Annotated in this window: 19 protein-coding genes and 1 other RNA gene; 15 read left to right on the forward strand and 5 right to left on the reverse strand. The window is 48.0% G+C overall.

All coding sequences use genetic code 11. From position 1 onward, the window contains the following. Nucleotides 1–55: 55 nt before the first annotated feature. On the reverse strand, nt 56–2,317 hold the full coding sequence (locus tag METLU_RS0105405) for an Rne/Rng family ribonuclease (protein WP_027157341.1): 2,262 nt from the start codon (nt 2,315–2,317) through the stop codon (nt 56–58). Between the two features lie 510 nt (nt 2,318–2,827). Between METLU_RS0105405 and rluC the strand changes: the two genes are divergently transcribed. The 6 genes from rluC to METLU_RS0105435 all read left to right on the forward strand — a co-directional run bounded on the left by rluC (nt 2,828) and on the right by METLU_RS0105435 (nt 7,915). Then, nucleotides 2,828–3,784, forward strand: a complete 957-nt coding sequence (rluC, locus tag METLU_RS0105410) for a 23S rRNA pseudouridine(955/2504/2580) synthase RluC (protein WP_027157342.1) — start codon at nt 2,828–2,830, stop codon at nt 3,782–3,784. Further along, a complete protein-coding gene (locus tag METLU_RS0105415) occupies nt 3,768–4,421 on the forward strand; it encodes an HAD family hydrolase (protein ID WP_027157343.1) in 654 nt (217 codons plus the stop codon). Before rluC ends, METLU_RS0105415 begins: the two co-directional genes overlap by 17 nt. Before the next feature lie 7 nt (nt 4,422–4,428). After that, complete coding sequence (locus METLU_RS0105420) at nt 4,429–5,409, forward strand: S49 family peptidase (protein WP_027157344.1); 981 nt, start codon at nt 4,429–4,431, stop codon at nt 5,407–5,409. A 132-nt stretch (nt 5,410–5,541) separates the two neighbouring features. Beyond that, nucleotides 5,542–5,799, forward strand: a complete 258-nt coding sequence (locus METLU_RS0105425) for a PepSY domain-containing protein (protein WP_027157345.1) — start codon at nt 5,542–5,544, stop codon at nt 5,797–5,799. Between the two features lie 16 nt (nt 5,800–5,815). Further along, a complete protein-coding gene (locus tag METLU_RS0105430; RefSeq protein WP_027157346.1) occupies nt 5,816–6,493 on the forward strand; it encodes a response regulator transcription factor in 678 nt (225 codons plus the stop codon). A 63-nt stretch (nt 6,494–6,556) separates the two neighbouring features. Then, nucleotides 6,557–7,915 (forward strand): ATP-binding protein, encoded by a 1,359-nt coding sequence (locus METLU_RS0105435; protein WP_027157347.1) that lies wholly within the window; start codon nt 6,557–6,559, stop codon nt 7,913–7,915. Between the two features lie 8 nt (nt 7,916–7,923). Here the strand turns inward: METLU_RS0105435 and METLU_RS0105440 are convergent, their stop codons facing one another. Next, on the reverse strand, nt 7,924–9,477 hold the full coding sequence (locus tag METLU_RS0105440; RefSeq protein WP_027157348.1) for a RimK family protein: 1,554 nt from the start codon (nt 9,475–9,477) through the stop codon (nt 7,924–7,926). Nucleotides 9,478–9,621: 144 nt separating this feature from the next. Between METLU_RS0105440 and METLU_RS0105445 the strand changes: the two genes are divergently transcribed. The 7 genes from METLU_RS0105445 (at nt 9,622) to METLU_RS0105470 (ending at nt 14,956) form a co-directional block, all read left to right on the forward strand. After that, nucleotides 9,622–10,722, forward strand: a complete 1,101-nt coding sequence (locus tag METLU_RS0105445; RefSeq protein WP_027157349.1) for a DUF2817 domain-containing protein — start codon at nt 9,622–9,624, stop codon at nt 10,720–10,722. Next, on the forward strand, nt 10,719–11,828 hold the full coding sequence (locus METLU_RS0105450; RefSeq protein ID WP_081679020.1) for a GNAT family N-acetyltransferase/peptidase C39 family protein: 1,110 nt from the start codon (nt 10,719–10,721) through the stop codon (nt 11,826–11,828). Before METLU_RS0105445 ends, METLU_RS0105450 begins: the two co-directional genes overlap by 4 nt. 98 nt (nt 11,829–11,926) lie before the next feature. Further along, an RNA gene (gene ffs, locus METLU_RS27175) (signal recognition particle sRNA small type) lies at nt 11,927–12,023 on the forward strand. Nucleotides 12,024–12,062: 39 nt separating this feature from the next. Continuing rightward, nucleotides 12,063–13,652 carry a DNA polymerase III subunit gamma/tau gene (gene dnaX, locus METLU_RS0105455; RefSeq protein WP_027157351.1) on the forward strand — a complete coding sequence of 530 codons (1,590 nt, stop codon included), beginning with the start codon at nt 12,063–12,065 and terminating at the stop codon, nt 13,650–13,652. Between the two features lie 20 nt (nt 13,653–13,672). After that, nucleotides 13,673–13,996: a YbaB/EbfC family nucleoid-associated protein gene (locus METLU_RS0105460; RefSeq protein ID WP_027157352.1), complete on the forward strand. Its 324-nt coding sequence runs from the start codon at nt 13,673–13,675 to the stop codon at nt 13,994–13,996. Nucleotide 13,997: 1 nt separating this feature from the next. After that, complete coding sequence (gene recR / locus METLU_RS0105465; RefSeq protein WP_027157353.1) at nt 13,998–14,594, forward strand: recombination mediator RecR; 597 nt, start codon at nt 13,998–14,000, stop codon at nt 14,592–14,594. Between the two features lie 23 nt (nt 14,595–14,617). After that, complete coding sequence (locus METLU_RS0105470) at nt 14,618–14,956, forward strand: histidine triad nucleotide-binding protein (RefSeq protein WP_027157354.1); 339 nt, start codon at nt 14,618–14,620, stop codon at nt 14,954–14,956. Between the two features lie 77 nt (nt 14,957–15,033). On the opposite strand, the gene METLU_RS0105475 is transcribed toward METLU_RS0105470, so the two are convergent. After that, nucleotides 15,034–15,573, reverse strand: coding sequence for a septal ring lytic transglycosylase RlpA family protein (locus METLU_RS0105475; RefSeq protein WP_027157355.1), 540 nt, complete (start codon nt 15,571–15,573; stop codon nt 15,034–15,036). A gap of 279 nt (nt 15,574–15,852) precedes the next feature. Here METLU_RS0105475 and rimK point away from each other — a divergent pair, with 279 nt between their 5' ends. Together rimK and METLU_RS0105485 are read left to right on the forward strand one after the other, a co-directional pair. Next, complete coding sequence (gene rimK / locus METLU_RS0105480) at nt 15,853–16,791, forward strand: 30S ribosomal protein S6--L-glutamate ligase (RefSeq protein WP_027157356.1); 939 nt, start codon at nt 15,853–15,855, stop codon at nt 16,789–16,791. Between the two features lie 268 nt (nt 16,792–17,059). Further along, nucleotides 17,060–17,305, forward strand: a complete 246-nt coding sequence (locus METLU_RS0105485) for a PA3496 family putative envelope integrity protein (RefSeq protein WP_027157357.1) — start codon at nt 17,060–17,062, stop codon at nt 17,303–17,305. A gap of 160 nt (nt 17,306–17,465) precedes the next feature. Here METLU_RS0105485 and METLU_RS0105490 read toward each other — a convergent pair whose 3' ends face one another. Next, a complete protein-coding gene (locus tag METLU_RS0105490; RefSeq protein ID WP_036242872.1) occupies nt 17,466–18,770 on the reverse strand; it encodes a citrate synthase in 1,305 nt (434 codons plus the stop codon). 219 nt (nt 18,771–18,989) lie between these two features. Then, entirely contained in the window at nt 18,990–19,736 is a 747-nt protein-coding gene (locus tag METLU_RS0105495) for an S-methyl-5'-thioinosine phosphorylase (RefSeq protein WP_027157359.1), read from the reverse strand. Nucleotides 19,737–19,747: the final 11 nt, after the last annotated feature.

Here is a 19,747-nt window from a genome sequence, read left to right on the forward strand (position 1 = left end):
GATTGCCACGAAGCATAAGCCTTTGCTTCGTGGCAGTTAATATACAACCGATCGTTTAAGAGTCGGATCCGGACTCTTGTGTTACGGGCTCAGCTATCTTCGCGGCTACCGGTTCGGGAGCCGGTTTCGGTGATTCCGAAGCCGGGCTGCTGGTATTTTCACGAGTCTGGGGCTCAGGACGTTCCGCTCTTTCAGCAAAATCATGAGCATAAGGCCGTGATTCACTTCCGGCTTCCTTGGGCGCTTCGTCTGAAGCGACATTGGTATCGCCATTGGACTCAGCTCTTTTGTAATTGGGATTACGCGGTCTTCTGCGATTAGGTCCTCTTCTGCTTCTGCCGCTGGATGGTTTCTGCGGTTGCTGTTCCGCAACTGGCGCTACATTTTCGGTAGGCTTTTCTATGACTTCTGGCTCTGCTACAGGCTCGATTTTAACCGGCTCATTTTGGGTTTCAGTCAGACTGGTAGCCTCGGGATTGCGTTTACCGCTTCTGTCTTGTCCACGGCCATTACGCTTGGGGCGGGAACTGCGTCTGCTGTCGCGATTTCTACTCGGCTGGGCTTCGTCGGCTCCTCTGGTTTTTTCAGGGGCTCCTGTTGAGACTTCTTTCTTCTCGGGCTCTGCACTTATTAGAATGCTCGGGCCTATTAGTTTATACCAGAAGCGCTTGATCAGGCTGGCCGATACGTTCTTGTTTTGCATCGGTGCGGGGGATTCCGGTAAAAACTCCCTAATAGCTGCTTTTTCAGTTCTTTGTCTGACTTGCTGGGCAAATTCCGGAATTGTGATCTCTTCTTCTTTTATCTGTTGATAACTCGGTTTTTCTTCGAGCACATCTTTCTCTTTGATTCGCTCGATGTCATAAGCTGGTGTTTCCAGATGCTTGCTGGGCAGAATGACAATACTGACTTTTAGTCTTGATTCAACCTGTTCAATGGCATGACGTTTTTCATTCAGCAGAAAAGTGGCACATTCAATCGGCAAGTGGGCAATGACTTTTTCCGTGCCTTTTTTCATGGCTTCTTCTTCAAGAATACGCAGCACGGCCAGCGCAACCGATTCTACATTGCGGATAGTGCCTTGGCCTTTACAACGCGGACAGGGTAGTTGCGTGGAGTCACCCAGCGACGGGCGCATTCTTTGCCTGGACATTTCCAATAGGCCAAAGCGTGAGATACGGCTGGTTTGGATGCGTGCGCGATCAATTTTTAATGCATCGCGCAGGCGATTTTCAACGAGACGCTGGTTTTTATTCGACATCATATCAATGAAGTCGATGACGAACAGGCCGCCCAAGTCGCGCAATCTGAGCTGACGGGCAATTTCATCGGCGGCTTCGAGATTGGTATTGAGGGCGGTTTCTTCAATGTCGCTGCCCTTTGTGGCGCGCGCAGAGTTGATATCGATCGAAGTCAAGGCTTCGGTATGATCGATCACTAGTGAGCCGCCGGAAGGCAGGGGCACTTCGCGGCCGTACGCCAATTCAATCTGCGATTCGATCTGATAGCGGCTGAATAACGGAACCGAGTCCTGATAAAGTTTTGCTTTCGGCAAAAAGTGCGGCATGACCTGCTTCAGAAACTTTTGCACCAGCTTGAACGAGGATTCGTTGTCTATCAGAATCTCGTCAATGTTGCCGCGCAAGTGGTCGCGCAGCGCGCGTATGATGACATTGCTTTCCTGAAATACCAGAAACGGTGCGATTTGTTCGCTGGAAGTGCGCTCTATGGCTTCCCATAACTGCATCAGGTAGTTTAAATCCCATTGCAGTTCTTCGGCATTTTTGCCGCAGCCTGCCGTGCGCACGATCAATCCCATGCCGTCCGGAATGTCCAGCGCCGTCATTACTTCACGCAATTCGCTACGGGTTTCGCCCTCGATGCGGCGCGAAATGCCGCCTGCCTTTGGATTGTTTGGCATCAGTACCAGATAAGTGCCGGCCAGGCTGATATAGGTCGTTAAGGCCGCGCCTTTATTGCCGCGCTCTTCCTTTTCAATCTGAACCAGGATTTCCTGACCTTCTTTAATCTGATCTTTAATGGATGGACGACGACCTTCGGTTTCGGAGCCGTCTTGAGTTTGGCGGTAGGCGGGAGAAATTTCCTTAAAAGGTAAAAAGCCGTGTTTTTCAGCACCATAATTTACAAATGCTGCTTCGAGGCTGGGCTCTACGCGAGTAATGATGCCTTTGTATATATTAGACTTTTTTTGTTCTTTAGAAGGGACTTCTATGTCAAAATCATACAGTTTTTGACCGTCTACCAATGCGACTCGCAGTTCTTCTGCCTGCGTAGCGTTGATAAGCATTCTTTTCATTCAATTATCCTTGTGGTTTCCTGCTCCATTATCAGACTTTACTGATCAGACTGGGTTTAGGTCTAGTGCTAAGTAAGTTTGTAAGGTCAAACTAGATTCATTTTTCTGGCCAATAACGCATCAGACTTGTTTTTTACGGTTTTGTTTTTTCCGTCATCTAAGCGTTGCAGTTGGTATCTTGACCTTCAAGACGTGAAGGCAACGATAATTGGCACGGACAACTACTAAGCAAATAAATATTCTTTTTTCAGTCTTGTTGTAAATTCTGTCTTAAACAGGAGTTGTAAATCGTTCGTCATGGGTCGAACGCTACCCGAAAAATCTTATTTGAAGACTCAGCGCCGTAATCGGCTGTTTTATCTTCATTTGGGTTGCCGGCTCAGTTTCATCATGGAAATCTGCCGAGCAAAAGTATGTTTTTTATATTAAAACTTGCTTAATATAGCAACCTTATCGCTCTACATCAATTTAAAGAATCAATCATAACGAGATGCTGGTATTATCTATATCATGAATTCAGAAGAACAAAGTGCGCCAAAAGTTCAATTTGTCGAAATTACGGAAGAAAATAGTGATCAACGATTGGACAATTTTTTAATTACTCGCTTGAAAGGCGTCCCTAAAAGCCGCATTTATCGTATTGTTCGCAAAGGTGAGGTTAGAGTCAACAAAGGCCGTGTGGACGTTAAGTACCGCCTGGAAGCAGGCGATATCGTCAGGATCCCGCCGGTTCGGGTGTCGGAAAAAGCCGAGGAAACATTTGTCGGCCAGAATTTAAGGGATGCCCTGCAAAAAAATATTTTATTTGAGGATGATGCCTTTTTAATTTTGAACAAGCCTTCGGGGTTTGCGGTTCACGGCGGCAGCGGCATAAACTCGGGCATTATCGAAGGACTGAGACAGATAAGACCGGAGGCCCATTTTCTGGAGTTGGTGCATCGGCTGGACCGCGATACTTCCGGTTGCTTGTTGATAGCGAAGAAGCGCAGCGCTTTGCGTAAGCTGCATGAACTTTTCCGCAGTGATCAGGTTCATAAGACCTATATGGCACTATTGGCAGGCCAGTGGGCTAAAAAGCAAGCCGTGGTTACCGTACCTTTGCAAAAAAATGTCAATAAAGGCGGCGAGCGCATGGTGGTCGTCAGTCAATCCGGCAAACAGGCCGAAACGGTTTTCAAACGTCTGAAATTATTCCGTGATGCGACATTGGTCGAAGCCTCCCCGAAAACAGGGCGTACACATCAGATACGGGTTCACGCCGCCTGGTTAGGTCATCCTATTGTCGGTGACGATCGTTATGGCCTGGATGAGGTTAACAAGGCATTTAAAAGCAGAGGCTATAAACGCTTGTTTCTACATGCGCAAAAACTGAAATTCCAGCATCCGGTCAGCGGCGAGCTACTGAAAATCTTTGCCCCTCTGCCGCAGGATCTGGAAGAATTATTAAGCCATGAAGAGCAGATTTGATTTAATTATATTTGACTGGGACGGCACTTTAGTTGATTCCATTGATTGGATTGTCACCTGTTTACAGCACGCAGCAGTGTCTTGCAATTGCACTATTCCGGAACGGCAAGCGGCAAAGGATGTCATTGGCTTGAGCACCAAAAATGCGATACAGACTTTGTTTACGGGAGCCGACGAGGAAACCCGGAATCAATTAATGTCCTGTTATATTGAGGCATTTTTCGCCAGGCAGATTAGCAGGGATGATTTATTCGCGGGCGTGTATGAGATGCTGGTGCAACTGAAACGGGCGGGCTTTCAGCTGGCCGTGGCGACCGGGAAAAGCCGGGCCGGGCTGGACAAGGCTCTGCAGGCGACAGGAACCGAAGACTTATTTGATATTACGCGCTGCGCCGATGAGACCGCTTCAAAGCCCGATCCCGCCATGGTTCTGGACATTATCCAGCACGTGGAGGTGGCCAATGAACGGACTTTAATGGTGGGTGATTCGATTCACGACATGCAAATGGCGCTTAATGCGCAAATTGCTTCAATTGCCGTATCGTGCGGGGCACATTCAAAAGAGATATTGCAACAATATAATCCGTTGACATGCTTACAACAGCCGGCGGAATTACTAGCTATTATTGGAGGTTAAGAAAGTAATGGAAAATCAACAAGACAGTCAAGTTAAAGCAGGGGCTAAACAGGAGGCTGGATGGGAGCGCGAAGTTCTTGAAAAAGTGGCTTTAGCGGCCGTGACAGAACAGACGAGAGCAAGACGCTGGAGCGTTTTTTTCAGGTCTCTGGTGTTTTTGTATTTGTGTGTCGTGCTGACCATGTTCATGTATCCGAATGTCAGGGAGAATATGGTGGGCGATGGCAGTAAGGGGCACGCCGCGGTTATTGATGTAGTTGGAATGATAGCGGAAGATAAGGATGCCAATGCCGATAGCATCATTAAAAGCCTAAAAAACGCAGTAAAAGACAAAAATACCAAAGGCATTATTTTGCATGCCAATTCGCCTGGCGGCAGTCCGGTTCAGTCATCTTATGTCTATGATGAAATCAGAAAGATCAAAAAAGAGCGTCCTGACTTGCCAGTGTATACCGTAGTCAGCGATATTTGCGCTTCAGGTTGTTACTATATCGCTTCAGCGAGCGATAAGATTTTTGTCAATCAGGCCAGTCTTATTGGCTCCATAGGCGTTCTCATGGATGGTTTCGGGTTTGTTAACGTTATGGAAAAACTGGGCGTCGAACGCCGGTTGCTGACGGCGGGCACGCATAAAGCCATGCTGGATCCGTTTTCACCGCCTAAGGAAGACGAAACACGCTATATGCAGGGGTTGCTGGATCAGGTCCACCAGCAATTTATCGGTGCCGTTAAAGCCGGCCGCGGCGACAGGCTTAAGGATGCGCCCGAACTCTTTTCGGGACTGGTCTGGACCGGTGAAGAGGGTGTCAAACTTGGTGTGGCCGATGCATTCGGTAACGATGATTATGTAGCCAAGGAAATTATTGGCGTCGAGAATAAAGTTGATTTTACGCAGCAGGAACAATTGCTCGACAGAATCGCAGGCAAATTGGGCGCATCTTTCGGACAGGTTATCGGCAGTATGGCCAAAGGATTGTCGTTGCAGTAACGAATTCAGTTTGGATTCAGCATAATGGTTTAAAATCCTTTCCGCTCAATGTATTCTCCTGATTGTATAAGTCCGGGCATGGTTACTTTAAGCAATGGCTAAATAAATAATAACTTGAGCTCTGGATCATCCATGAGAAATTTGATTAAACTGCTTGCACTGGTCCTGCTATTCTCCAATGTCTGCTATGCGGAAAGCGCTATTATGCTGGCGCGTGTCAGCCTGGATCAGGCTACAAAGCAAATCATTAAAAAAGGCGGTAAAAAAGTGCTGGGGGCTCAAACTGAGATAATCAACGGCCGGGAAGTGCATGTGATTAAAGTTTTAACACCCGATGGACGTATTCAGCATTATCTGATCGATGCCGAGACCGGTGAAGTAATCAGTTAATTTAAAGAAGAAAAACATGCGTATTCTTGTTGTCGAAGATGAAGTGACGCTTTGCGAACAGATTCAAGAGTTCCTGGCGGATAAAGGGTTTGCCGTCGATACGGCCCATACGGGCAGCGATGGTTTTTATATGGGTAAGGAGTATCCGCTTGATGCGGCTGTTGTTGATATTGGGCTTCCTGATTTTTCCGGCATTGAGTTGATCAAACGGTTGCGCAAAAACAATATTAAAATACCGATCCTGATCCTGACGGCCAGGAGTCGATGGCAGGAGAAAGTGGAAGGGCTGGAAGCCGGTGCGGATGATTATCTGGTCAAGCCTTTTCATTATGAAGAGTTATTGGCCAGGATAAATGCCTTGATCAGACGCTCTGCCGGGCAGGCTCATCCCGTTTTAAGCCACGGTAATATAGAACTGGATACCGTAGCGCAGGAGGTCACCGTTTCCGGTATGAAACTGGAGTTGACGGCCTATGAATACAAGGTGCTGGAGTACCTGATGTTCCGTAAAGGCGAAGTTGTCTCTAAATCCGTTCTGACAGCACACATTTACGATGAAGACTTCGATCGTGACAGTAATGTCATTGAAGTCTTCATCGGCCGCTTGAGGAAAAAACTTGATCCCGACGGTACGTTGAAACCCATTGAAACATTGCGCGGCCGAGGTTATCGCGTGCCGGTCATTTCTTCATGAAGTAACTCTTTCTGCAAAGGCGCTTAATGCCCTTTTGCATATCATTTCTCTCAAAGGCGTTGAGTGCAAACTAGATCTTTAAGCTTTCGATTGCTGGCATCTGCCGGTTTGGTGCTTGCCGCCTTCTTTGCATTGGTGGCTGTTGTTCTTGAACAAAGCTTTCGCGAAAGCGCCGAACAGGTATTGAAGGAAAAATTGCAGGTTCAGGTTTATTCGCTTTTATCCGCTGCCGACCTTAAAAATTCCGGTCAATTGGTTATGCCTGCCGATTTGCCCGAACCCAGGTTTACCAATCCGGGTTCGGGTCTTTACGGATTTATTCAGCAAATAAAAAAGGGAAAGCCGGCATTGGTCTGGCATTCGGCTTCGGCAATCGGCCTGGATCCGGTGGCGCCGCCTGCTGGATTAAGTGCGGGTGAGTCGGCTTTTTTATTGGATGAGCAAGGGCGTTACTATGCGCTGCATTATGATGTGATTTGGGAAAGCCGGGCCCGTGTAGAGCGTGAATATACGTTCACCGTGACTGAGGATGCCGAGTTTGTGAGCGGTCAGGTGGATCGTTTTAAAGCGGCGTTGAGATTCTGGTTGCTGGCAATAGGACTGGTTCTGATTTTTATTCAGTTTGCCGTGTTACGCTGGAGCTTAAAGCCGCTGCGCGTTGTAGTCAGGGATCTTGAAGCTATAGAAAAAGGCAAAAAGACCCGTTTGGACGGCCGTTATGCGACGGAGTTGCAAGGCCTGGCCGGCAATCTGAATGCCTTGATCAGCAGTGAGCGGGCGCATTTGGAGCGGTACCGCAATACTCTGGCCGATCTGGCCCACAGCTTGAAGACGCCGCTGGCTATACTGCGGGGCTGTACTGAGTCTTTCAGCGATAATAAGGAGACCGTGCAAGAGCAGATTTTCCGCATGAATGAGATTGTCGAGTATCAATTGCAGCGGGCCGCCGCGAAAGGCGAGCATCAAATTACGCGAACAGTGGATGTGGCAGTCATTATTAAAAAAATCATCGCATCGCTCAGTAAGGTTTATATCGATAAAGGCATTGCTTTCGACGTTGATGTCCCAGAGCCTTGCCAGATCTATTGCGAGGAAGGTGACTTTTACGAAATCGCGGGCAATTTGTTGGATAATGCCTGCAAATGGTGTCGTCAGAAGATTAGCATCAGCGTTTCATTCAATGACCCAAAGGTCGGTTCTGGCTTTTCGGTGTTGTTGCGGGTTGAGGATGATGGACCTGGCATTCCTGCCGATAAGCTTAAGGAAATTCTGAAAAGAGGAGTTCGGGCCGATGAGAATATTCATGGGCACGGGATCGGCATGGCGGTAGTCTACGAATTAACGGGGCTTCTGGGTGGCAGGTTGGAAGGAGGTAAAAGCAAACCATTGGGAGGTATGAGTTGGCTTGTTTATTTACCATGATTTTGGCTTCACAAGCCTTTGCTACGGTTCTCCATGCGCCTTAAGAATTCGGTCAGGATCAATACGTAGAGTTCGTCGCCCAGATATTTGTCTTCAATACCGCTGTCGATGTTCGGATTGTCGTTTACTTCTATCACATAGCCCTTGCCGTCTTTTTCCTTGACATCCACGCCATACAGGCCGCTGCCTATCGGCTGAGTAGCTTTCAGCGCTGCTTCCAATACGGCTTTGGGTGCCTCAAAAGTCGGCAGGGTATCAAAATTTCCGCTATCGGTCCGACTGCCGCCATGGCGATAGATCTGCCAGTGATTTTTAACCATGTAATAACGGCAGGCATACAAAGCCTTGTTGTTGAATACGCCGATGCGCCAGTCAAAATCCGTATACAGAAATTCCTGAGCCAGAAGCAGTGCCGATTTCTGAAACAGTTCCTCGACCTTAAGATCCAGTTCTTGCCGATTATTAACTTTAACAATGCCGCGGGAAAAAGAGCCGTCCGGTATTTTGATGACCACCGGAAAGCCGGCTTCGGCTTCCAGTTTATCCAGGTGCCCGGCATTGCCTTTATGCAGCAGCCAGGTTCTGGGCGACGGGACGCGATGTGTGCGAAACAGATCGGCAAGGTAAACTTTGTTGGTGCAGCGCAGAATAGAGGTCGGGTCATCGATAACCACCAGGCCTTCGGCCTCGGCTTTTTTGGCAAAGCGGTAGGTATGATGATCTATGGCCGTGGTTTCGCGGATAAACAGGCCGTCAAATTCAGACAGGCGTATATAGTGCTGCTGTGATATCAGTTCGACTTCTATGCCCAGTTGCCTGCCGATTTTGATGAATTTTTTAAGGGCTGCACGGTTGCTCGGCGGCAGTTTTTCTTCCGGATTGATCAGAATGGCGAGGTCGTAACGCGCGGCTTTACGGGCGCGTCCTTTGCGCCAGACTTTTTTGCTGAACTGGTCCAGGGCTTCGGCAAAGACCGTTTCCATTTCTTCACTCAGTCCGCGATGCGATATGGCTTTTAAACTGGTGATTTCCCATTGTTGCCGAAAACGTAGCGTGACTTCCAGAATCGGGCAGGGGAAACGTTCAAACAATAGCCTTGCCAATTCGTTAAAAGCCGGGTCGGACGTGGTGCCAAAATAAGTCAACAGGGTGACTTCGGTTTCCTGGTTTTGGCTTTTAAAAGCCCGCTTCAGGGTTCGGGACAAGTCTTCGAACGGCAGTCGGTATGAAGCGCTTTCAGTTTCTTTGCTGTAACTTTTAAAGGTGCGCGTCAGCGTTGGAGACAAGTCTTCAAGCTGAAGACGATATAACGATTTCTTGCCCAGATCATTCAGTACCTTGACAGAGGGGATAACGTGATGCCCTCTGGCTTCGGCCAGCAAAGAACAGTAATAGCCATCTGAAAGGTAACGATAGCTGCTGCAGAGATTGATGACGCGTGTGCGTAGTTGGGAGCCGCTTTGCTCGGTCGCCAGATAAGTTTCAAAGGCCATCACCTGATCACTTGGATAATAAGGTCCCCAGTCGGAAAGACTATCAACAACCAGAATGGTACGCGCCATAGCAAATAAAAGCCTCAAATAAGATAAACTATAATTTTGGAACCAGTCAGATTTTTCTACAAGGGGTTTTCTTTAGGACTTGGAAAAATATTTTATATTGGTCTGACTGGCGCTATGCTAAAGAAAATTTCTTAGGTAATCATTATGTCCTCTTATCTTCCCGTCGCCGTTCTTGATACAGAAGTTTTTCCTGTCAGCTATGCAGTTGGCAGGCGGCGCTGGCAGGCGGCACTAGCCGAATTGTCCTGCTCTAAAAAACATGTACCTTATCGCTGCGCCGGGGCGGGGCCTGAAGGTGAGGATTTATTTACCGATACGGCCTGGCTGGGTCCGGAGGACGCTTCCAAGGTGGTAGTGCTGATAGGCGGTACTCATGGAATCGAAGGATTTGCCGGCACGGCGGTGGAAATTGACCATTTGCGCTTGATTGCCGCCGGACACATCCGTATGCCTTCTGATACTGCCGTGTTAATGATTCATGCATTGACGCCTTGGGGCTATGCCTGGCTGCGTCGCTGTGATGCTGACGGTGTTGATCTGAATCGGAATATGGTCGATTTTTCCAAACCATTGCCCAGAAATCCGGGTTACGAGTCGCTACGCTCTGCTCTGTTTTTAACCGATGCAAGCCAAAGACAGGCGGCTTTTGCTGGCTGGGAGCGTCAATATGGGCGTGAGTCGCTTGAAAGCGCTATCAGTGCCGGACAATATGTCGATGCCAGCGGCCCTTTTTATGGGGGGCAGGCGCCTTCGCATGGCAGACGGGTCATTGAAGACCTTATCGATAAATATAGTCTGCAACAACGCGATTTGGCCGTTATTGATTTACATACCGGCCTTGGGTCTTATGGTTACGGTGAAATTATTTGCGACCATGAGCCGGATAGTTCAGGCACACGCGTGGCTTGCCGCTGGTATGGCGGTTCAGTGACCTTGCCCGCTTTAGGTACGTCCAGTTCGGTGCCCAAGCTAGGCTTGCTGGATTATGCCTGGCATGCCGTCATGAATGAAAGAAGTTGTTATATCACCCTGGAATTCGGTACGTTTAAAACCGATCAACTATTTGAAGTCTTGCTGCTCGATCATCAGTTGTGGGCGCGGCAGGATAATCTGCAGGCCCGTTCAGAGCACAGCAAGCATATGTTGCATCATTTCTGCCCTGATGACCGGGCATGGAAAGAAATGGTGCTGTTTCGGGCAAGGCAGGTATTTACACAGGCATTGCAAGGTATATCAGCTTCATGACTATTAACAATATCCTGATTCGGCATGCCGAATTAGATGATCTTGACCAATTGGTGGCGCTTGAGAATGCCAGTTTTGAAACCGACAGACTGAGCAGGCGCAGTTTCCGGCACTGGATAACGACGGAACATCGCGCTTTACTGGTTGCGGAAGTGGCGGGCGGGATCGTCGGCTATATTCTGATTATCTATCATCCCGGCACGCGTCTGGCTCGTATTTATTCGCTCGCTGTGGCGCATCAACAACGAGGCTCTGGTATTGCCAAATTGCTTATGGCAGCGGGTGAACAGGAGGCTATCGAAGATGGTCGATTGTATCTGCGCCTCGAAGTGGGCATCGACAATATAGCGGCGATTAACCTGTATGAATCGCTGGGCTTCCAGAAATTCGGCGTATATCATGATTACTATGAAGATCATAAAGACGCCTTGCGTTACCAGAAGCGCATACGCCGCTATCGGGAAATATTGGAGCACAGGCCCGTGCACTGGATGAGGCAAACAACGCCTTTTACCTGCGGGCCAGCCTCGCTGATGATGGCTATGCATGGGCTTAACAAATCCTATTTGCCGTCGCAGGAGGAAGAACTCAATTTATGGCGCGAAGCGACGACTATCTTTATGACCTCCGGCCATGGCGGTTGTCACCCGGTCGGTCTGGCATTGGCGGCAAAACGACGGCATTTTGCTGTCGAAGCCTGGATTAATCAGACAGGGCCGCTGTTTATTGATGGTGTGCGCAGTGAGGAAAAAAAGCAGGTCATCGAATTGGTCGATAATTGTTTTAAGCGCGAAGCCGAAGAGCAGGGTGTGAAAATACATTATGCCAATATTACCCAAAGCGATCTGATCAATGCGTTTAATGCCGGGGCGATACCGCTGGTGCTAATCAGTACCTTCCGAATGGACCGCAAAAAAGCGCCGCACTGGGTAGTTATGAGTGGAGTTGATGAGGATTGTCTGTACATGCACGATCCGGACCCGGAAGAAGGGCGTCAAAGCGAGGTCGACTGTCAGTACATTCCTGTTGCACGTGAAGATTTTGATCGCATGTCCTGCTTTGGCAAGAACCGCCTGCGGGCAGCCGTCATACTCTGGCCCACTTAAACTTTTAAAAAATATTACATCAGGGCTTGCATCATTAAGTAAGTTTGATCATAATAGCACCTCTTTAGCCGCTACGGCTGATTGTTTCATGGTAACCGTGTCGGTCCTCTCGCAACGATACGCTGTAAACCCCGCCAGGCCCGGAAGGGAGCAACGGTAGCAGCAGATTCGTGTGCCGGGATGTGGCTGGCATGGTTGCCGCCCAACTCTCTATAATCATCTTTCGAGCCTGCAATGAATTACCAGGTTCTCGCCAGAAAATGGCGTCCCCATAATTTCACAGAAGTTGTCGGACAAGAGCATGTCGTCAAGTCGTTAATGAACGCTTTGCAGCATGACAGACTTCACCATGCCTATTTATTTACCGGAACCCGCGGCGTAGGCAAAACCACAATCGCCAGAATTTTAGCCAAAGCCATCAATTGCCAGAATCTGCAGGACTTTAATCCTTGCGGAGAATGCAGCGTTTGCCGCGACCTTGATGAAGGTCGGTTTCTGGATTTAATTGAAGTGGATGCGGCATCCCGCACCAAGGTCGAAGATACGCGGGACTTATTGGACAATGTCCAATATGCGCCCAATCAAGGGCGGTATAAGGTCTACCTGATCGACGAAGTGCATATGTTGTCAGGGCATAGTTTCAATGCCTTGCTGAAGACATTGGAAGAACCGCCGCCGCATGTCAAATTCCTATTAGCCACCACGGATCCGCATAAAATTCCCGTGACGGTATTGTCCCGCTGTCTGCAATTTAATCTGAAGCGTCTGCTGCCAGGCCAGATTTTCAAGCAGATGGAATTCATACTCCAGCAGGAGCAGATTGAATCTGAAACCGCGGCTTTGAAACTACTGGCTCGCGCTGCTGACGGCAGTATGCGTGACGGATTGAGCCTGTTGGATCAGGCTATCGTCTTCGGTAACGGCAAGGTAAGCGCCGAACAGGTCGGTGCTATGCTCGGTACTGTCGCCCAGCAGCCTGTCGATGATCTGTTAACGGCCCTGGCTGACGGTGATGCTGCAGCCATTCTGAATAAAATCAATGAAATCGCCAATTTGACTCCCGATTTCAGCGATGTCTTGCAACAAATCCTGCGAGTCCTGCATCGTATAGCATTGATTCAGCAGGTGCCCGGTGCAATCGATCATGATTTTGATGCTGAAATGATCGCCGCATTAGCCTCGCGGTTGACGCCCGAAGATGTTCAACTTTATTACCAGATTGGCTTGATAGGGCAAAGAGATCTGGATTTGGCACCCGATCCGCGCAGTGGTTTCGAGATGGTCATGTTGCGCATGCTGACTTTCAGGCCGGTGGTGCAGGAACAGAGTCCTGCCAAGCCAGCCCAGGCTTCACGGGCAATTGTCAAGCCGGAGGTCAAAACGCCGCAAGCCCCTGTTGTCTCTTTTCATAAACCGGAATCCGTGCAAGAGCCCGCAATTGAAAGGATAGATAATAACTGGGCAGAGATGATTGTAGCCATGAAGATTGGCGGCATGACGCGGGAACTGGCCAATAACTGCGTTTTGGAAAATATTGATGATAAAGTTTGCACATTAATATTGGACCCGGGGCACAAACAACTGCGCAGTGCGGTCACAGAGGAAAAATTGCAAAATGCCTTGAGGCATTATCGCGGGACATCACTGAAGCTGGTGATCAATACCGAAAAAACAACGGTTGACTCGCCGGCGGTTCAGTTGACAAAAGAGCGTGAAGACAGGCAGCTGGCAGCCATTGATGCTATTAATTCAGACGAAAATATTCAGGCTTTGAAAGAACATTTTGATGCCAGAGTGCTACCCGGCACGATAGAGCCTGTTTAACAACACAAAGGAGAGAAATAATGAAAAATGCACTGGGTAATATCATGCAGCAAGCCCAAAAGATGCAGGAAGACATCAAAAAAGCTCAAGAAGAGCTTGCTTCCATGCAAGTGATGGGGGAAGCCGGCGGCGGCCTGGTTACAATCTTGATGACCGGTAAGCGAGAAGCCAGAAAGGTCACTATTGATGATTCTTTACTGGGTGAAGACAAGGATATGCTGGAAGATATGGTTGCGGCCGCCATTAATGATGCTGTCAATAAAGTGGCAAAAATGAAAAAAGAAAAAATGGCTGATATAACAGCCGGCATTCCATTGCCGCCCGGATTCCAGATGCCTTTTTAACATGCAGAAAAGAGGCTTGTTGGGACAGTTGATACAGAATTTATGCTGTTTGCCCGGCGTAGGGCCGAAAACCGCGCAACGCATGGCATTTCAATTACTGCAGCGTAACCGTGATGGCGCCAGAATTCTGGCCGAAACGCTATTGCGGGCTGTCGATGAAATTGGCTATTGCCGCGAGTGCCGCACGCTGACCGAAGATAATCTCTGCGAAATCTGCGCCGATAGTTCACGGGATGATTCCGTCATCTGTATCGTTGAGAATCCGGCCGATGTCTGGATCGTTGATCAGGCCACTGCATTTAAAGGGCGCTATTTTGTCTTGCACGGGCGATTATCCCCGCTGGACGGTATCGGTCCTGATGAACTCGGTCTGGATTTGCTGGAACAACGCCTCGCGGCAGGTAGCGCTAAAGAATTGATATTGGCCACGAATTCAACAGTGGAAGGCGAAGCGACAGCCTATTTTATCGGTGAACTGGCCAAAAAATATCATGTGCAGGCCAGCAGAATCGCCCATGGCGTACCCATGGGCGGTGAATTGGAGTTTATTGACAGCAGTACCTTGTCGCACGCGTTTAACGGAAGAAAACAGCTCTAAATCCAAAATTCAAGGGGGAAAATATGGCTGATTGTTTGTTTTGCAAAATGGTTGCGGGCGAAATTAAGCCCGATGTGGTTTTTGAGGATGATCATGTTCTGGCGTTCAGGGATATTAATCCACAGGCCCCCGTTCATATTCTCGTTATTCCCAAAACTCATATCGCCACATTGAATGATTTGGATGACACCCAATTGGCAGGTCGTCTGTTACAGGCCGTCATAAAATTGGCGAAGCAGGAAGGCTTGGCTGAAAATGGCTATAGAACGGCCATTAGCTGCAACAAACAAGGTGGCCAGGAAGTTTATCACCTGCATTTGCACCTGTTGGGCGGACGTCAGATGAAATGGCCGCCGGGCTGAGATTTGGCGCTGTATGGGCGTTTTTGTCGGCGCGGACGGTTTTTCATAAAAGCTGACAGGCGCTGCAATAAGGTGATTTATTTATTAATGCTCGCTTGATCTTCCAGATACTCGACTTCAACTTCAGTCTTGCCGCGCAAGCCGATTCTTTTTGCGGCTCCCCTCGATAAATCAATCAACCTGCCTTTTTTGAAGGGGCCGCGATCATTCACTAGTACATCAACGTAACGACCATTACGCAGATTGGTTACACGTACCTTGGTCGGTAACGGTAGTGTTTTGTGAGCGGCTGATAATCCGTTCGGTCTAAAGCGGGTTCCCATGGCGGTGCGATTGCCCGATTCCGAACCATACCACGTAGCGACGCCCCGTTCCTTGTAACCTTCTGCTGAAGGTAATGGATAGTAAGTTTTGCCTTTTACTGTGTAAGGCCTGTTATAAGGCGCGTTATGAGAATAAGTGGGCTTTTTATAGGTATAAGCCGGTTTGTAGATGGGTGGGGCTGGGATTATGGAGGCGCAGCCGCTGAATAGGCAGATAAGTAGCAATATCAGCCCGATGCGTCCATGCTGTAAATATATTTTTCCAATTTGGGAGAAAACTGTTCGCCGGGACATGCAATTTCCTATTAATTAGTAATGGTCTGATGCAGTTTTTTATTTTAAAGAAAGTGATTTAAAAAATGCCTTTCTTTTTTGTCTCAACCTGGATTGGAATAATGATAATTGCCGGTTTATTTTCTCTTCTGCTTATTTAACCCTATATCTTAAACCTTCATTTTTAGTTTTATCTTAAGAGACCAATCAGTTCTTACTGAGCGGCATTGATTTCTAATGCTTGGCAAGATATTTCATGACAAAATATGATTTAACTTATATGTGAGGAACCGCCTTTTTATGAAAATTGCTATTTTGTCTCGTAACTCTAAATTATATTCAACCGTTCGACTGGTTGAAGCCGCAGAAGCGCGCGGACATGAGGTACGGGTGTTGGATGTACTGCGTTGCTATATGAATATTACATCGCATAACCCATCCATCCATTATCGGGGCGAAGACCTGACAGGATTTGATGCCGTTATTCCCCGTATCGGCGCTTCAGTTACCTTTTATGGTACTGCGGTGTTAAGGCAATTTGAAATGATGAATGTGTTCCCGTTGAATGAATCGGTAGCCATATCACGCTCGCGCGATAAATTACGCTCAGTACAATTGTTGGCGCGCAAAGGCATAGGTTTGCCAGTAACCGGCTTTGCCAACAATCCGGATGACATCGAGGATTTAATCTCTCAAGTGGGTGGCGCGCCATTGGTTATCAAACTATTGGAAGGCACTCAAGGGATAGGTGTGGTGTTGGCCGAAACCCATAATGCGGCCGAAAGTGTTATTCAGGCCTTTATGGGGCTCAAAGCCAACATCATGGTACAGGAATTTATCAAGGAAGCCGAGGGCAGCGATATCCGCTGTTTTGTGGTTGGCGATAAGGTAGTGGCCGCCATGCGGCGTCAGAGCGCGGCGGGCGATTTCCGCTCTAATTTGCACCGTGGCGGAACCGCTTCATTGATTCGGTTAACGCCGGAAGAACGCTCTACCGCAGTGCGGGCAGCAAAAATCATGGGGCTGAATGTTTGCGGTGTGGATATGCTGCGTTCCAATCATGGACCGGTGATTATGGAGGTCAATTCATCGCCGGGATTACGCGGCATCGAGCAAACCAGCGGTAAGGATATAGCCGATTTGATCATTCAGTTTATTGAAAAACGCTTTGAAACGCTGGCAACAGGCAAGGATAAACCATTCAACCCCAGTCGTACACGTACCCGCGGTAAGGGTTAGTCGCTGGCGCGCTTGTAAAAGTCAACCAAAAGCTGGCGGGGCGGCGATGGGTATTTATTGTATAGATGAGTCAAAGGCGAATAGGGATAACGCTAAACTAATCCTTGATTATGATGTCTTTGTAGCAATAATTTAAACAATCCTTAAATAAATATTGACAAAATATGCAATCTGATTGTCTATTTAAGGCTAAAATCGTAACGGTAATATTTTTTCTTTCCATGTGTTCATGGTAGGAATTAAAAAGTTCTTTAATGTGAGTTTAAAAATGTCTAAAACATCCTCTAAATCTGTTGTCAAAACCAGTTCAAAAAATACCGCAGACATCGAGCATGATGACGAAGATTTGTTTGAAGATAGCGAATATGCTTCATTTTCCAATGGTGTTGAAAAGGGAACGATAAAAAGGGATGCTCGCAGAAAGATTGAGATCTATTGGGAAAAGAAGCGTTTAAAAGAGCAGTTGGACGGTTTCGATGAGTTTGAATTCGATGAGTCTGAATTCGACTTTTAGTTATGAATTGAAAAAATAACTGCCGAAACTTAATCTTCAGAAGGGCGACCGACTTGACTGGCCGCCCCAAGGATTGTGTTTACAGTTAGCTCCGCTTCGGCATGTGGCCTTTTGATGGCTCAAACAAGTTTTAAAGCCAGCTACTAAAACTTCATCTTCGTCAGGTACGGTCTTTGATATCGCGATAATGACGTATGGACTCACCAACATAGATCTGACGAGGACGATAAATGGCAACACGGTCACCGTGTATCATTTCACGCCAATGGGCCAGCCATCCAGGCATACGGCCAATAGCAAACAGAACGGTAAACATATTGGTAGGGATGCCGGCCGCGCGCAGTATCAGGCCTGAATAAAAGTCCACGTTCGGATAGAGTTTGCGTGAAATGAAATAGTCATCATTCAGCGCGACTTCTTCGATGCGTCTGGCAATATCAAGCAAGGGGTCTTTGATGCCGGGTTTGTTGAGCAGTACATCGCAATGTTTTTTCAATACGGTGGCACGCGGATCATAATTCTTATAAACCCTGTGACCAAAACCCATCAGACGCTTGGATGAATACTTGTTTTTGGCCTCATTGATAAATTCAGTGCCATCGCCGCCTTCAGCATGTATTTGCTCCAGCATCTTGATCACTTCCTGATTAGCGCCCCCGTGTCGCGGCCCCCATAGCGCGGAGATGCCGGCAGAGATAACGGCATAGACATTCGCCATGCTCGAGCCCGCAGTACGGACAGAAGAGGTGCTGCAATTTTGTTCATGGTCGGCATGCAATATCAGCAGCATGTCTATCGCGCGCACGATATCATCGTCCAACTGGTAATCGCGTACCGGCGATGAAAACATCATGTTCAGAAAGTTGCGCACATAGGTAAACTTGATGGATGGATAGACCAGCGGTTCACCTATTGATTTTTTATAGGAAAATGCCGCAATGGTGCGCACTTGCGAAACCAGATTCGCTACAATCTGTATTTCGGATGCTTCATCGAGGCGGTCGAAAACCGGATAAAAAGTCGATAATGATGCGACCATGGTCGCCAGAATTCCCATGGGGTGCGAGCCGCGCGGGAAGCCGTTGAAAAAATGGTGCATGTCTTCGTGAATGATTGAAGAGTCATTCAATGCGGTCGAGAAGTGTTGCAGTTGTTCGACAGTCGGCAATTCGCCATACAGTAACAGGTAGGCAACTTCGACAAAACGCGAATGTTCGGCCAGTTCTTCAATAGGATAGCCCCGGTAACGCAGAATGCCTTTTTCGCCGTCGATATAGGTAATGGCGCTCTCACAGGCGCCTGTATTTCCATAACCCTCATCTAGTGTCACATAACCGGTCTGGCTGCGAAGCTTGGAGATATCAATCGCTTTCTCACCTTCAATTCCCATATAAGTGGGCAATGTGTAAGTCTTATCATCCAGGGTCAATATAGCCGGGGTTAGCGGCTTTAATCTATCGGTCATATATACTAAATCTCCAAAACTAATGGGTAACCTTGTAATTGAAAAATTATCGCGGTTACTGCATGCTATTCTCTCACTAATTGTTCATTATATCCGGTTCTCTCTTCCAACTTTCAGTTTTCGTTAACTGTTTAAGCAGAAAGACCCTAAAACTTCAGTATTAAAAGTCACATGCTATCTATTATTCATATACTGATACTGGAACTCAACAATACCATGTCAATTTGATGACAAGGCAATAAAAGCTTTCACTATTTCGGCAGCGTTAGCCATGCCTTTATGCAGATGCTGCTCAATTTCCGCCATGGTAATTTCGCCTTCGGTTTTGCCGGCAGCCCAGTTGGCAACTACGGCAATCGTGGCATAGTCCATATTCAGTTCCTTAGCCAGAGCCGCCTCCGGCATGCCGGTCATGCCAACCAGGTCACAGCCGTCACGTTCCATGCGTCGGATTTCCGCGGATGTTTCCAGGCGAGGGCCTTGTTTGCAGCCATAAGTACCCAGTGGGGTGATTTTGATGTTGGCTTGGGCCGCGGCAGTGATCAAGCGGGAACGCAGCTTTTGGCTGTAAGGGTAGGTAAAGTCTATATGGGTCACTGCATCGTTGTCGTCTTCAAAAAAAGTATGGTTGCGTCCATAAGTGTAATCAATGATCTGATCCGGAATGGCAATGTGAGCGGGCGCCATGTCTTCGGCGATGCCCCCTACCGCGGCCACGGCAATGACTTCTTCGACGCCTAGCTCTTTAAGTCCCCAGATATTGGCCCGGTAATTGATTTTGTGGGGCGGTATGCTATGCGGATTGCCGTGTCTGGCCAGGAAAACCACTTCAGTATGGTTCAATTCTCCAGTAATGTATTCAGCCGAAGGCGACCCATAAGGCGTGGTGATTTGATCCCGCTTGATGATCTTCAGGTCAGGCATTTGGGTGAGTCCTGTGCCGCCGATGATGGCCAGTTTGGTCATAATATGATTTC

The sequence above is a fragment of the Methylobacter luteus IMV-B-3098 genome, assembly GCF_000427625.1.
GTDB lineage: Bacteria > Pseudomonadota > Gammaproteobacteria > Methylococcales > Methylomonadaceae > Methylobacter > Methylobacter luteus.

Bases quoted from the DNA above. Each gene is read 5' to 3' on its own strand.
- METLU_RS0105405 (WP_027157341.1), bottom strand. From the start codon at position 2,317: ATGAAAAGAATGCTTATCAACGCTACGCAGGCAGAAGAACTGCGAGTC.
- rluC (WP_027157342.1), top strand. From the start codon at position 2,828: ATGAATTCAGAAGAACAAAGTGCGCCAAAAGTTCAATTTGTCGAAATT.
- METLU_RS0105415 (WP_027157343.1), top strand. From the start codon at position 3,768: ATGAAGAGCAGATTTGATTTAATTATATTTGACTGGGACGGCACTTTA.
- METLU_RS0105420 (WP_027157344.1), top strand. From the start codon at position 4,429: ATGGAAAATCAACAAGACAGTCAAGTTAAAGCAGGGGCTAAACAGGAG.
- METLU_RS0105425 (WP_027157345.1), top strand. From the start codon at position 5,542: ATGAGAAATTTGATTAAACTGCTTGCACTGGTCCTGCTATTCTCCAAT.
- METLU_RS0105430 (WP_027157346.1), top strand. From the start codon at position 5,816: ATGCGTATTCTTGTTGTCGAAGATGAAGTGACGCTTTGCGAACAGATT.
- METLU_RS0105440 (WP_027157348.1), bottom strand. From the start codon at position 9,477: ATGGCGCGTACCATTCTGGTTGTTGATAGTCTTTCCGACTGGGGACCT.
- METLU_RS0105445 (WP_027157349.1), top strand. From the start codon at position 9,622: ATGTCCTCTTATCTTCCCGTCGCCGTTCTTGATACAGAAGTTTTTCCT.
- METLU_RS0105450 (WP_081679020.1), top strand. From the start codon at position 10,719: ATGACTATTAACAATATCCTGATTCGGCATGCCGAATTAGATGATCTT.
- dnaX (WP_027157351.1), top strand. From the start codon at position 12,063: ATGAATTACCAGGTTCTCGCCAGAAAATGGCGTCCCCATAATTTCACA.
- METLU_RS0105460 (WP_027157352.1), top strand. From the start codon at position 13,673: ATGAAAAATGCACTGGGTAATATCATGCAGCAAGCCCAAAAGATGCAG.
- recR (WP_027157353.1), top strand. From the start codon at position 13,998: ATGCAGAAAAGAGGCTTGTTGGGACAGTTGATACAGAATTTATGCTGT.
- METLU_RS0105470 (WP_027157354.1), top strand. From the start codon at position 14,618: ATGGCTGATTGTTTGTTTTGCAAAATGGTTGCGGGCGAAATTAAGCCC.
- METLU_RS0105475 (WP_027157355.1), bottom strand. From the start codon at position 15,573: ATGTCCCGGCGAACAGTTTTCTCCCAAATTGGAAAAATATATTTACAG.
- rimK (WP_027157356.1), top strand. From the start codon at position 15,853: ATGAAAATTGCTATTTTGTCTCGTAACTCTAAATTATATTCAACCGTT.
- METLU_RS0105485 (WP_027157357.1), top strand. From the start codon at position 17,060: ATGTCTAAAACATCCTCTAAATCTGTTGTCAAAACCAGTTCAAAAAAT.
- METLU_RS0105490 (WP_036242872.1), bottom strand. From the start codon at position 18,770: ATGACCGATAGATTAAAGCCGCTAACCCCGGCTATATTGACCCTGGAT.
- METLU_RS0105495 (WP_027157359.1), bottom strand. From the start codon at position 19,736: ATGACCAAACTGGCCATCATCGGCGGCACAGGACTCACCCAAATGCCT.